At 57.9% G+C, this 13,297-nt stretch carries 12 protein-coding genes and 2 tRNA genes; 7 read left to right on the plus strand and 7 right to left on the minus strand.

Annotated features, from left to right (window positions below; all coding sequences use genetic code 11):
• The first annotated feature begins 36 nt into the window (after positions 1-36).
• Positions 37-735 (plus strand): transcriptional repressor LexA, encoded by a 699-nt coding sequence (gene lexA, locus ACR3EQ_RS05500; RefSeq protein ID WP_170614924.1) that lies wholly within the window; start codon positions 37-39, stop codon positions 733-735.
• A gap of 4 nt (positions 736-739) precedes the next feature.
• On the opposite strand, the gene ACR3EQ_RS05505 is transcribed toward lexA, so the two are convergent.
• Positions 740-2,773, minus strand: coding sequence for a ComEC/Rec2 family competence protein (locus ACR3EQ_RS05505; RefSeq protein WP_480490029.1), 2,034 nt, complete (start codon positions 2,771-2,773; stop codon positions 740-742).
• Positions 2,774-2,851: 78 nt separating this feature from the next.
• Between ACR3EQ_RS05505 and gltX the strand changes: the two genes are divergently transcribed.
• Both gltX and gltA read left to right on the plus strand, forming a co-directional pair.
• Positions 2,852-4,252: a glutamate--tRNA ligase gene (gltX, locus tag ACR3EQ_RS05510; RefSeq protein WP_170614922.1), complete on the plus strand. Its 1,401-nt coding sequence runs from the start codon at positions 2,852-2,854 to the stop codon at positions 4,250-4,252.
• A 121-nt stretch (positions 4,253-4,373) separates the two neighbouring features.
• Complete coding sequence (gltA, locus tag ACR3EQ_RS05515) at positions 4,374-5,669, plus strand: citrate synthase (protein ID WP_170614921.1); 1,296 nt, start codon at positions 4,374-4,376, stop codon at positions 5,667-5,669.
• Positions 5,670-5,720: 51 nt separating this feature from the next.
• Here the strand turns inward: gltA and ACR3EQ_RS05520 are convergent, their stop codons facing one another.
• Positions 5,721-6,785 carry a PA0069 family radical SAM protein gene (locus ACR3EQ_RS05520; protein ID WP_170614920.1) on the minus strand — a complete coding sequence of 355 codons (1,065 nt, stop codon included), beginning with the start codon at positions 6,783-6,785 and terminating at the stop codon, positions 5,721-5,723.
• Positions 6,786-7,102: 317 nt separating this feature from the next.
• Between ACR3EQ_RS05520 and ACR3EQ_RS05525 the strand changes: the two genes are divergently transcribed.
• Complete coding sequence (locus ACR3EQ_RS05525; protein WP_170614919.1) at positions 7,103-7,801, plus strand: corrinoid protein; 699 nt, start codon at positions 7,103-7,105, stop codon at positions 7,799-7,801.
• Between the two features lie 161 nt (positions 7,802-7,962).
• On the plus strand, positions 7,963-8,631 hold the full coding sequence (locus ACR3EQ_RS05530) for a DUF1638 domain-containing protein (protein WP_480490031.1): 669 nt from the start codon (positions 7,963-7,965) through the stop codon (positions 8,629-8,631).
• Positions 8,632-8,671: 40 nt separating this feature from the next.
• On the opposite strand, the gene ACR3EQ_RS05535 is transcribed toward ACR3EQ_RS05530, so the two are convergent.
• Positions 8,672-9,082 (minus strand): SufE family protein, encoded by a 411-nt coding sequence (locus ACR3EQ_RS05535; RefSeq protein WP_170614917.1) that lies wholly within the window; start codon positions 9,080-9,082, stop codon positions 8,672-8,674.
• 138 nt (positions 9,083-9,220) lie between these two features.
• Between ACR3EQ_RS05535 and ACR3EQ_RS05540 the strand changes: the two genes are divergently transcribed.
• Positions 9,221-9,745 (plus strand): hypothetical protein, encoded by a 525-nt coding sequence (locus ACR3EQ_RS05540; RefSeq protein ID WP_170614916.1) that lies wholly within the window; start codon positions 9,221-9,223, stop codon positions 9,743-9,745.
• Between the two features lie 6 nt (positions 9,746-9,751).
• Here the strand turns inward: ACR3EQ_RS05540 and rnd are convergent, their stop codons facing one another.
• The 3 genes from rnd to purM all read right to left on the minus strand — a co-directional run bounded on the left by rnd (position 9,752) and on the right by purM (position 12,662).
• A complete protein-coding gene (gene rnd, locus ACR3EQ_RS05545) occupies positions 9,752-10,909 on the minus strand; it encodes a ribonuclease D (protein WP_480490033.1) in 1,158 nt (385 codons plus the stop codon).
• Positions 10,910-11,022: 113 nt separating this feature from the next.
• On the minus strand, positions 11,023-11,619 hold the full coding sequence (gene purN / locus ACR3EQ_RS05550; RefSeq protein WP_170614914.1) for a phosphoribosylglycinamide formyltransferase: 597 nt from the start codon (positions 11,617-11,619) through the stop codon (positions 11,023-11,025).
• Complete coding sequence (gene purM / locus ACR3EQ_RS05555; protein ID WP_480490035.1) at positions 11,616-12,662, minus strand: phosphoribosylformylglycinamidine cyclo-ligase; 1,047 nt, start codon at positions 12,660-12,662, stop codon at positions 11,616-11,618. The genes purN and purM overlap by 4 nt, the downstream gene beginning before the upstream one ends.
• 180 nt (positions 12,663-12,842) lie before the next feature.
• Here purM and ACR3EQ_RS05560 point away from each other — a divergent pair.
• A tRNA-Met gene (locus ACR3EQ_RS05560) sits at positions 12,843-12,916 on the plus strand.
• A 145-nt stretch (positions 12,917-13,061) separates the two neighbouring features.
• Here ACR3EQ_RS05560 and ACR3EQ_RS05565 read toward each other — a convergent pair.
• A tRNA-Arg gene (locus ACR3EQ_RS05565) sits at positions 13,062-13,138 on the minus strand.
• Positions 13,139-13,297 lie beyond the last annotated feature (159 nt).

Raw genomic sequence — 13,297 nt, forward strand, 5'->3', positions numbered from 1 at the left:
AACAAAAGAAAACGCATGACCATCGAGGTGTGAGCAATGCTGACCAAGAAGCAATTGGATTTGCTGGAATTCATCCACAAACGCGTGCAGTCGGACGGTGTTCCGCCAAGTTTCGATGAAATGAAGGCGGCGCTGGACCTCAGATCGAAATCCGGCATTCATCGCCTGATCACTGCATTGGAAGAACGCGGGTTTATCCGACGCCTCGCCCACCGGGCGCGCGCGATCGAGATCGTGAAGCTGCCTGAAAGCCTCGGTGGCGAACCCACGGCCGCATTCTCGCCCCGCGTGATTGAAGGTGACAAACCAGCGGGCCCACGCCCTGCGAATTTCGAACCTGTTTCAGTCGACGCACTGGAATTGCCGGTAATGGGGCGGATCGCTGCTGGTGTCCCGATCGAAGCGATCAGCCATGTATCGCATCGCGTGGCGGTTCCCGGCACGATGGTGTCCGGCAAGGGCGAACACTATGCGCTTGAGGTTCGCGGTGACTCGATGATCGATGCCGGGATCAACGACGGTGACGTGGTTGTAATCCGGGAAACATCGACCGCAGACAACGGCGATATCGTAGTGGCCCTGGTTGAAGAGCAGGAAGCAACATTGAAACGGTTCTTCCGCCGTGGCCAAGCCATTGCGCTGGAAGCCGCAAACCCGGCCTATGAAACCCGTGTTCTGCCCGAGGACAAAGTCAGGGTTCAGGGGCGACTCGTCGGCCTGATCCGAACTTACTGACCGCTCAGGAGTTCCCGGGCCTGCCCGGGGACCATAGCCTTTGGCCCGACAGTTCCGAGCTTGTTCGCACAGTCTGACCCGAGATGGAAAGGCTGCCGGTCTGTCGCAGAATCCCAGCATCGATGATTTGGCATCCCCCGCTCAACGACAGTTCAAAAGCAGACACGATGATCTGGTTGGATTTGCATTCATCAAACAGTTGAACCGCCTTTTTGCCGGACAGATGTACCAGTTCAGTGCCTTTCAGGTCATATCGGGCGATTTTTTTATCCGTCTGCGGCCACCTTCCGGCTGCAAGCACCTGATCAACACCGTCACCGTCATTCTCAAGCCAGACCGACGCGACAAAGCCGCTTCCTTTCGCCTTGCTCAGCGCCCGACCGTTCTCGGTCATCACACCAACCAACGCGCCGGAATCGGCGATAAGAACCTCGGGGCGATGCCCCTGCCCCCACAACAGAAAAGCCGTGGCAACGGGCACCACACCGGCCCATCTCGCCTTGCCATGCCACAGAGATAACCACAAAGCACCCAGCGCAAACACCGGCAGCACAAAGTCTGGTGGGCTGGCGACAAAGCCCTGCGCGCCTTCCAGCCCTGACACCCATTCGGAAACGCCCAAAATCCAGCGCAGGCCGATTCCCATGACGCTTAACGCTAGTGCTTCCAGCCCAAAGGGTGACAGCAAGGCCGCAACCACGGCCGATGGGACCACGATTGTTCCCATCACAGGTACCGACAAAACGTTCGCCAGCAACCCGTAGTGCGACATCGTGTTGAAATGCGCCGCGCCGATCGGGGCAGTTGCCAGGCCTGCAATTGCAGATGACAAGAGGACTCCTGCAACCGGTCTAAGCCATTTGGGACCGGGGAGCGGGCCAAAATCTCGCAATGCACCAAACACAACAACCAAGGCTGTAGTGGCAGCAAATGACATCTGAAAGCCCGGGCTCAGCAAAGATTCCGGGCGCAGAACCAATACTGCTAATGCGGCTACCGCTACTGTGCGCAGAGAGATCGCTCGCCGGTCGATCAGCACGGCCCCAAACATGACACTAACCATGATAAAGGCTCTTTCCGTTGCGACATTTCCACCGGAAAGCAGCAGATAGATCACGGCGGCGAACAGAGCGCAAAGCGCTGCCAGCTTTCGAACTGGTGCGCGCAATGCCAATGGAGGAACCGAAGAAAGCCCGATACGGCAAATCACATAAACGAACCCGGTCAGCAGCCCCATATGCAGGCCGGATATCGCAAGTAGATGTGCCAGATTCGAGGCCCGCAGGCTTTCAAGCGTGGATTGCCCCATGCCGCTGCGGTCCCCTGTTGTAACGGCAGCGGCAAATCCTCCGACCTCACCGGGCAGGACTGAACGAACCTTGCTCGAAATCGTGGCCCGCCAGGACGCGATCCAAATTTGGCTGTCACCTACTGTCGCCGCTTCGGTGGTAAGTAATGGAACGCGCGTGTATCCAACGGCCCCCAGGCGCTGGAACCATGCATGTCGGCGGAAATCGAACCCGCCAGGTTCCACCGGACCCTGGGGTGGCGAAAGATGAGCCGTCGTCATAATCCGTTGCCCCGGAACCAGAGGCCCCACACTACCGTGCAAAGAAAGCCGGATGCGCCGGGGCCTGCTGTTCACGGGTAGATCCCCTAGTCGTACCCGGTCCAGCGTGACCCGCAGCGCATCCGAGGCAGAGCGATCCAGGGCCACGACCCGCCCCTCGACCGGGCCGTAGTAACGCCACGACAGGACCGGCTCTGCCACCATGTGGGAACGCGCGCCAGCAAGAATGAACCCGCCAGCGATCAGCGCACCCCCCAATGCCAACGCCGCCCAGCCGGACCGCAACCGAACCCCGAGGATCCCGATTGCCAAGCCAATTCCAGCCACCCAAACATACAGCTCCCGGTCCGGCTCGAACCGCAAACTGAAGTACAGGCCAATGCCTGCGGCCAGACAAACCGGAGACCAGTGGAACAAAGACCCACTCTGGTTCCGCAGCGCGACCTCAATCCGTGCAAGAACGCGCATGGTTGCCCCCGTCCTTCGGGCTCGTTAGACAGGCGCCAAACTAAACCCGACACGGTTACCAAAAGGTTAATCAACACAATGTCCGATCAGGTCGTCACCCGTTTTGCCCCTTCCCCCACCGGTTTTTTGCATATCGGTGGCGCGCGGACCGCGCTGTTCAACTGGCTGTATGCGCGGGGACGTGACGGTAAGTTCCTGCTGCGGATCGAGGATACCGACCGTGAACGTTCGACCCCGGAAGCAACAGAAGCCATCCTGCAGGGCATGGCCTGGCTGGGTCTGGATCATGACGGGGATGTGATCAGCCAGTTCGAGGGCGCGGACCGCCACGCCGAAGTTGCGCTGCAATTGCTGGCCGAAGGAAAGGCTTACAAGTGTTTCTCGACACAGGACGAGATCGCCGCCTTCCGCGAACAGGCCCGGGCCGAGGGAAAATCGACCCTGTTCCGCAGCCCCTGGCGCGACGCCGACCCGGCCTCGCACCCCGACGCTCAGTATGTGATCCGCATCAAGGCCCCGAAGGAAGGCAGCACCGTTATCCACGATCAGGTTCAGGGCGACGTAACCATACGCAACGACCAGTTGGACGACATGGTTCTGCTGCGGTCGGACGGCACCCCCGTCTATATGTTGGCCGTCGTGGTCGATGATCACGATATGGGCGTGACCCACGTCATTCGTGGCGACGACCATCTTAATAACGCTGCCCGCCAGATGATGATCTATCAGGCGATGGGCTGGGATGTCCCGGTCTGGGCCCACATCCCGCTGATTCACGGGCCTGACGGCAAGAAACTCAGCAAACGCCATGGCGCATTGGGGGCACAGGAATACCAGGCATTGGGTTATCCTGCTGCTGGAATGCGCAATTATCTGGCGCGCCTGGGCTGGAGCCACGGAGATGATGAGTTCTTCACCGATGCACAGGCCAAAGAATGGTTCGACCTGGACGGTATCGGCAAAAGCCCGGCCCGTTTCGATCTGAAAAAGCTGGAAAACCTGTGCGGCCAGCACGTCGCGATTTCGGACGATGCTGCGCTGCGGCAAGAAATCGAAGCCTACCTGGCCGCCGCCGGCGAACCTGCTCTCAGCGCGACACAAAGTGGTGATCTCGAGCGTGCGATGTATTGCCTCAAGGATCGGGCACGGACTTTCCCCGAACTGCTTGAAAAAGCACATTTTGTTCTGACGTCGCGCCCCATCGAGCTCGATGAGAAAGCGGCAAAAGCTCTTTCATCTGTATCCGATGGTATACTGAGAGAATTGACGCCGCACGTGCAAAATGTTAGCTGGACGCGAAGCGAGCTGGAGGACGCCCTGAATTCGTTTGCTGAATCTCAGGGGCTCAAGTTCGGCAAGCTGGCTGGTCCCTTGCGGGCAGTTCTGGCGGGTCGGGCTGTAACGCCTTCGGTTTTTGACATGATGCTTGTGCTGGGACGGGATGAGACCCTGGCACGGCTTTCTGATGCAGCGAAATAAACCCAATCTTCATATTCGGGTAACGCTGCTCGGCTAACACCCGGTCTGTACGCCTGCGTACAGCCGTCGCCGCAAGGTCGGACTGTGATCCGGCCAGCGCATGATTGAGGAAGGGATAAAGATGACCGACAGCAAAAAAACAGCCACTCTGAATGTCCATGGCAAGGATTATGAGTTGCCGGTTCATTCGCCGACCGCCGGGCCCGACGTCATCGATATCCGCAAACTGTACAGCGAGGCGGGTGTCTTTACTTATGATCCCGGTTTCACGTCGACAGCAAGCTGCGACAGCACGATCACTTACATCGACGGCGAAAAGGGTGAGTTGCTGCATCGGGGCTATCCAATCGACCAACTGGCAGAGAAATCGCATTTCCTCGAAGTCTGCTATCTGCTGCTCTACGGGGAACTGCCGGTCGCAAAGGATCTAGAAAAGTTCGAAACCACGATCACGCGGCACACAATGCTGCATGAGCAGATGCAGTATTTCTACCGTGGCTTCCGCCGGGACGCACATCCAATGGCGATCATGGTGGGCGTTGTTGGTGCAATGTCGGCGTTTTACCACGATTCCACCGACATTTCGGACCCACACCAGCGTGAAGTCGCGTCGCACCGTCTGATTGCCAAGATGCCGACAATTGCCGCCTGGGCGTTCAAGTACCACATAGGCCAACCCTTCGTTTACCCGCGCAATGATCTTGATTATGCGTCCAACTTCCTGAGCATGTGCTTTGCAGTGCCGGCAGAGGAATATGAAGTAAACCCGATCCTGAGCCGAGCAATGGACCGGATTTTGACGCTGCACGCAGATCACGAGCAGAACGCCTCGACCTCGACCGTGCGCCTGGCTTCGTCCTCGGGCGCGAACCCGTTTGCCTGTATCGCAGCGGGTGTTGCATGCCTTTGGGGTCCCGCACATGGCGGCGCCAACCAGGCCTGCCTTGAGATGCTGGAAGAGATCGGCAGCGTGGATCGTATTCCGGAGTACATCGCCCGCGCCAAGGACAAGAACGACCCGTTCCGCCTGATGGGCTTTGGCCACCGCGTCTACAAGAACTTTGACCCCCGCGCCAAGGTGATGAAGCAATCGGCGGACGAGGTTCTGGACCTGCTGGGTATCGAAGACAACCCAAAACTGCAGGTTGCAAAGGCGTTGGAAAAGCAGGCGCTGGATGACCCGTATTTCGCCGAGAAGAAGCTGTTCCCGAATGTCGACTTTTACTCGGGCATCATTCTTGAGGCGATGGGTTTCCCGACTTCGATGTTCACCCCGATCTTTGCGCTGTCCCGCACCGTTGGCTGGGTCAGCCAGTGGAAAGAGATGATCGCCGATCCTCAGAACAAGATCGGGCGTCCGCGCCAGCTGTATCTGGGCGAAACAATGCGCGACTATGTGGATATCGAAAACCGCTGATCGCAGCTGATTATTATACAGAACGCCCCGGCCTGCCCGGGGCGTTTTTCGTTAGAACAGGCTAAGTTGGTCCCCAGCTTGAGGCGGCCGTTCAAACAGGTCACACCGCAAAGGCGTTGTCCGGGTACTCAGTTGCAATCGTTTGGTCGCCAGCCTGAAGCGTTTGGCGATGATCTGCGCATATTCACCTTCGCCGCGCATTCTGTGACCCCAACGCGGGTCGTATTCACGTCCGCCATGCATGTCCCGCAACAATGACATGATCTTGTTCGCCCGTGCCGGCTCATGCTCCAACAGCCATTCGCGCCAAAGCTCCGAGACTTCCCGTGGCAGGCGCAGCATGATCCAGCTGGCGGACTCGGCCCCGGCCTCCTTCCCGGCCTCAAGCAGGTTTTCGAGCTCGTGGCCCGTCAGCCCGGGCACGACCGGTGAGGTCATGACACGAACCGGGACCCCTGCCCCAGTCAACTGCCGGATCATCTGCAATCGGCGCTGCGGCGATGGTGCACGAGGTTCAAGCCTGCGGGACAGTTGCGCATCCAGTGTCGTCAAAGAGACCCCGACGCACGCCAACCCGCGTTCAGCCATGGGCGCCAGAATATCCAGATCTCGTTCGATCAGCGCACCCTTGGTGACAACCGCGACCGGATGCTGGAAGTCCTTGAGAACGGACAGGCACGACCTTGTAATAAAACGGGTTTTCTCGACCGGCTGATAGGGATCGGTATTCGTACCGATTGCTATTGGCGCAACCCGGTAGCTTTTGGATGACATCTCGCGCCGCAGGATTTCGGCGGCGTTGGGGCGCGCAATCAGACGGGTTTCAAAATCCAATCCCGGCGACAATCCCAGATAGGCATGAGTCGGGCGAGCAAAACAATACACGCACCCATGTTCGCACCCGCGATAAGGGTTAATCGATCTGTCGAACGAAAGATCCGGCGACCGGTTATAGGTGATCAGGCTACGGGCGGATTCATCTCGCAATTCCGTCCGTAAGGGCGGAAGATCCTCTTCAATGTCCCAACCGTCATCGCAGGCAACGGTCTGCAAACGCTCAAACCGCCCCGTTGCGTTTGTCGCGACACCTCTGCCACGAATGTTAGGTTGCTGCATCCCGCTGTTCTCTTTTTGTTCTACTGCAATGTAGATGCAGCTTTTCCCGGACACAAGCATCGATTTCCGCCTGATTATCGCCGCGCCACAGCGATGGAATCCAGAGTCATTCCATTGGTCCGTGGCTTTGTCATAATCTGAATGAGTTGCAGGATCATTCTGCAAATTATTCATTCGGGCGGGTCAATAATTTGACCTATAAGTCGGTCCCGGATCGGCCGACGTCGCAATCGTCACAGTCGAACTGCGGCAAAATGGTCAAAACGGGAAAAACGCCACCACGGGCCAAGGGTCCGCACAGCTCAGGGAAATGCCCCATGTCCGATGAGGAAGACATCGTCCTGTCCGAACTGAATGACGACGAACTTGTCGAACAGATGTTCGACGATCTTTATGACGGCCTGAAAGAAGAAATCGAAGAAGGTGTGAACATCCTGCTGGAACGCGGATGGACCCCTTACGACATTCTGACCAAAGCGCTGGTCGGCGGCATGACCATCGTTGGCCATGACTTCCGTGACGGCATCCTGTTCGTTCCCGAAGTACTGCTGGCTGCAAACGCGATGAAGGGTGGCATGGCGATCCTCAAGCCGCTGCTGGCCGAAACCGGTGCCCCACGCGTGGGCAAGATGGTGATCGGAACCGTCAAGGGCGACATCCACGACATCGGTAAAAACCTCGTGTCGATGATGATGGAAGGTGCTGGTTTTGACGTGGTCGACATCGGCATCAACAACCCGGTCGAAAACTATTTGGAAGCGCTGGAATCGGAAGAGCCGGACATTCTGGGCATGTCGGCCCTGCTGACCACCACAATGCCCTACATGAAGGTGGTGATCGACACCCTGGTCGAACAGGGCGTTCGCGATGACTATATTGTTCTGGTAGGCGGCGCCCCCCTGAACGAAGAGTTCGGCAAAGCGATTGGCGCAGACGCCTATTGCCGCGATGCGGCCGTGGCTGTGGAAACCGCCAAGGACTTTGTGTCGCGCAAGCACAATCAAATGGCGGGCTGACAAGCTCAGGACTGAGTTCATTAAGCCGCCCGCCACCGGGCGGCTTTTTTTGTTCGCCCGATCGCAATTCTCGCCGTGTTGCCAATCGATTTCGCGACAGGGCTTGCCACATGGATGGATCGCGCCTTTTCTGATCAAAGGACTGCCCGGGAGGCAATGCAATGCAACAGGACCGCATACCTGACGATGTCAGCCTTACAACCGAAGGCTATTCCAGCGATGAAAAACAGGGACGCATTCTTTTGCTGGCTTGCGGCGCGCTAGCACGTGAAATTCTGGATCTGAAAAAGCGTAACGGCTGGGATCACATGGCGCTGACCTGCCTGCCTGCCATCCTGCATATCCACCCCGATCGCATCACTCAGGCCGTTGAGGATGCCGTCGCCAAACACCGCGACAATTATGACCAGATCTTTGTTGTCTACGCCGATTGCGGAACCGGAGGGCTGCTGCAAAAGGCGTGCGCCGAACTGGGTGTCGAAATGGTTCAGGGACCGCATTGCTATTCCTTCTTCGAAGGTAACACCCGGTTCGAGGCGCGCGGCGAGGATGAAACCACGGCTTTCTATCTGACCGACTTTCTGGCCCGCCAGTTTGATGCGTTCATTTGGAAACCTTTGGGCCTCGATCGGCACCCTGAACTGCGCGACATGTATTTCGGCAACTACACCAAGCTGGTGTACCAGGCACAAACCGACGACCCCGACCTGACCGCTCGCGCGCTCGACTGCGCCGACCGCATGGGCCTGGAATTCGAGCGGCGGTTTACCGGGTACGGAGATCTCGAAACCACGCTGGCAGACTGGGCAGCCCGGTCTTCTTCTGTTTGACAACACCTTGGCGCCCGGGCTGGTCCCTCGCCCGTCCCGATCAGGCGTTTTCCCGCGCTACGTCGCGAATCCGTTCGATCATCGAACGCAGGCCGTTGGACCGTTGCGCTGACAAATGATCATTCAGACCCAATCTCGCCAGTTCCCCGCCGGCGTCCACCATCGGCACGTCACGCACTGGCAACCCATTGTACAACGACCGCAACACCGCAATCAGGCCGCGCACGATCAGTGCATCGCTGTCGCCATCAAAACGAAAAACACCGTTGTCAATCATCGGATGCAGCCAGACCTGGCTGGCGCATCCATGAACCTTTGTGGCCGGAACCTTCAGCGCCTCGTCCAGAGGTTCCATCGCCTTGCCCTGATCGATGACATGACGATACCGGTCTTCCCAGTCCTCAAGGAACTCGAAATCCTCGACGATCTCTTCAAAGGCAGGCGTTGCCATGTTGCCGCTGTCCTTTTGTTACCTTCACTTTTTTGACCTATGCCGAGCATGCGCGTCTGTCCAGTCCCAGTCCGGCTTTTCAAAGCATGGAAATTGCGCTAACCCATTGTCGGAACTACTGCTCAGGGCTTTGAGACCATGAAAAAAACACTCACCTTTCTAATGGTCGCATCGCTGACCCTGTCTGCCTGCAATAGCTGGCGCGATTCTCGGGCGAACCCTTCGAACTGGTTTGGCCCGGGCACGCCCCCACCGGAGGAGGTTCCGGTCGACGAAGCCAATGCGCTTATCCCGAAGCAACGCACCGGAACCGGCCTGTTTTCCCGCCCCGAAGAAGCGGATACGAGCGTCCTGCTTGCAAGGATCGATGAACTGAGGATCGATCCAACACCCTCGGGCGCGATTGTCTATGCATCCGGCACGGCAATACGCCAGGGCGCCTTCAATGCGCGTCTGGTTCCTGTTGTCAGTGAAGAGAACTCGAAAAACGGCGTTCTGGAATTCGGCTTTCGGGTAAATTACCCCAAGGCTCAGACCCGCCAAGGTTCCGAGAGGTCCCGGATGGTTTCGGACGCGATCAATGTCAGCCTGCAGGATCTGCAATCCATCCGTCTGGTGCGGGTGGTCGGCCAGCAGAACACGTTGGAATCGCGGCGGCGCTGATCGGCGTCAGAGGGAAACGACCTTCACGACCTGCCCTTTGGCGGCCAGGGCGATCTTGCCCTCACACAGTTTCAGGGCGTCTTCACCGAACACCTCAAACCGCCAACCCGACATGGCTGGCAGTTCACGTTCGCCCGCTGCGATCTGATCCAGCTCGGAACTGGTTGCAATCAGTTTGGCCGCCACACCCGAACTTTCGGTTTTTGACTTTAGCAGAACGCGCAGCAAGTCAGATAGCGCCGGGTTGACCTTGAGGTTGTCGCGCGCCTTGTCGACCAGCGGTAAATCCGACGAAGGGCAATTCACACCTGTTTCAACCGCTGCCAGAATCCCGTTGGCAATTGCGCCTTTGCGCGCCTCGCGCAGCAACAAACGTGAACCGCCCAGATCTGATGCCGTTTTCGGTTTGGTCGATGCCAGCTCGATCAATGCGTCATCCTTGAACACGCGGCTGCGTGGCACATTGTTTTCCTGCGCGTATGCCTCGCGAAACTTGGCAAGCTCACGCACGACAGCCAGAAATCTTGCCGAATTCGTGCGCGTTTTGACACGCTTCCAAGCTTCCTCAGGCCGCATTTCATAAGTGCCAGCCTCGGTCAGGGTGCGCAGTTCTTCGGCCACCCAATGGCTGCGGCGTGTTTTTTCCAGCTCAGCCGCCAGATGTTCGTAAATCTGACGCAGGTGGGTCACGTCCGCCAGCGCATAGGTCTTTTGCGCATCGGTCAGCGGGCGCCGTGACCAATCCGTAAAGCGAGAAGTCTTGTCGACGCCCTGTCGGCAAATCTTGCGCACAAGCGTCTCATAGCCGACCTGTTCGCCAAATCCGCAGACCATTGCGGCCACCTGCGTATCGAACAGGGGTTTTGGGAAGACACCCGCCTCGACCCAGAAAATCTCCAGATCCTGACGCGCAGCGTGGAACACCTTGACGATGTCCTCATTCCGAAACAGGTCGAAAAGCGGTTCAAGCGACAGCCCATCCGCCAGTGGGTCCACCAGAACGGCGCTGTCTTCGTCGTTGGAAGGGACGGCAAGCTGAACCAGGCAGAGTTTCGAATAATAGGTACGCTCGCGCAGAAACTCGGTGTCCACGGTGACATAAGGGAGGTCCGCCGCGGCCTTGCAGAATGCGGCCAGCTCTTGCGTCGTTGTCAGGGTTTTCATTCGCCGTACTGTTCTTGCTCTTGTTCTTTCAACTGCCCGTTTTTGACCTCGTCCCGAGCCTTTGAGCAAACCATAGGCAGAATAACAGCCGCGTGTAAATCACCCACAGCGGATCACGGCAGCAGAACTGGCGACCTGTTGCCTTCTGCATACCTTCTCAGCACGGCAGGATACAGTTTGTGTTCCCAGGCCAGCACGCGCTCCGCCAAAGATTCCGGCGTATCGCCTGCTTCGACCCTGACTCGCGCCTGTCCCAGGATCGGCCCGTCATCCAGCGCGGCGGTGACTTCGTGCACCGAGCATCCATGCTCCGCGTCGCCCGCCGCGATGGCCCGGGCATGCGTATCCAGACCTTTGTACTTGGGCAGCAGAGAGGGGTGGATATTCAGCATCCTGCCCTGAAACTGGGAAACGAAATCGCCGGTCAGCACCCGCATGAATCCGGCGAGGCACACAATATCCGGCTGTGCTTCCTGCAAGGGTTTCAACAGTTCGGCTTCGAAAGCGGCGCGATCACCGTTGAACGGGCGGTGATCCACCACAGCGGTCGGAATGCCCCGATCCGTGGCCTTTCTTAAACCGCCGGCCTGCGCGTTGTTGGCCAGAACCAGACAGGGACGCGCCGGATGTTCGCCGGTCATACTGTCAACCAACGACACCATGTTCGATCCGCCACCGGAAATCAGGATGGCGACGCGCTTATGGCTCACAGCAATTTACCGGAATAGGATACACCGGGCTGATCGGTAACGGTGCCAATGCGGGAAACGCTTTCTCCGGCTTCAGTCAACAGGTTTGCCAATTCATCAGCACGGTCAGCGGCGCAGACAATGATCATGCCGATGCCGCAGTTGAAAGTCTTCAGCATCTCGGCCTCGGCAATGCCGCCGACCTGAGCCATCCAGCCAAAGACCGGGGGCAGTGTCCACGAACTCAAGTCAATTTCGGCACCCAGATCGTCGGGCAGAACCCGAGGCAGGTTTTCGGTCAGACCGCCGCCGGTAATATGTGCCAGCGCATGTACGCCCCCGGCCCGGATCGCCTGCAGTGCTTGTTTCACATAAAGCCGTGTCGGGGTCAGCAATGCATCGCCCAACGACCCGTCACCAAACGGAGAATCTGCATCCCAGCCCAGGCCCGACATCTCGACCAGTTTGCGCACCAGCGAATACCCGTTGGAATGCACCCCATTGGACGCCAGTCCCAGCAGAACATCGCCTTGCTGCACACCTGCCGGCAGATGCGCACCGCGTTCCATGGCACCGACCGAGAAGCCGGCCAGATCGAAATCTCCTTCCGGGTACATGCCCGGCATTTCCGCCGTCTCTCCACCGATCAGGGCACAGCCAGACTGAACGCAACCTTCAGCAATACCTTCGATGATCCGGGCGGCTGTATCGGTATCCAGCTTGCCGGTCGCAAAGTAGTCCAGGAAAAACAGCGGCTCGGCCCCCTGACAGATCAGGTCGTTGACGCACATGGCGACAAGATCGATGCCCACGCCGTCGACAACGCCAGTATCAATGGCAATCCGCAGTTTCGTTCCAACTCCGTCCGTCGCACCGACCAGGATCGGATCGGTGTATCCCGCGTCTTTCAGATCAAACAAGGCGCCAAACCCGCCCAGGCCGCTCATCACTCCGGAACGGTTGGTCCGCTTGGCCGCAGGTTTAATGCGGTCCACCAATGCGTTTCCCGCATCAATATCGACACCTGCGTCAGCATAGGTGATTCCGTTCTTGCCCGCTGTCATGGCCAACCCTTCCTGAATGCTATTCGCGCGGGTTATTCGATTGCGCCGCGCGTTGCAACGGTCAGGCGCAACAGGTGTGTCACTGGACGCCGCCGGATGCCGTGAACGCCAAGAATTTCAGATTGAGCACCGAACACTCTTGGCGTGCCGATAACATTGCTGTACGTAGCGCGTGTTCCTGGGGGATTAGCTCAATTGGTTAGAGCAGAGCGCTCATAACGCTTTGGTTGGGGGTTCAAGTCCCTCATCCCCTAGGAGAGTGGATTTCCCCATATTACGTTCAGGCACTGTTCGGGTGTTAGTTGGACAAGGAACAATAGATCCGATTCGCGGTAAAGAATCATAACCTTAGCCAGTTGTGGCAAACCTTGCGCTGCGAGAGGGTGAATACCGGAAAAGTGGTGAGCCGTGCAGGACTCGAACCTGCTGCCTCCAAATTAGGAATTTGGCGCTCTATCCAGATGAGCTAACGGCCCTTGCCTCCCAAAGTAATTCGGGGAATGCCCGGACAATGTCAACGGTGTAACGCTTTTGCATTACCGACGGCCGGCCAAGGCACTCAATTTGCTTTCAGCCGAAATATGAAACGAAGACCGAAAAGGCAAAGGTTACTGGGTATTCTTCCCATAGAGCGC

This window comes from Ruegeria sp. AN11, from assembly GCF_056536005.1.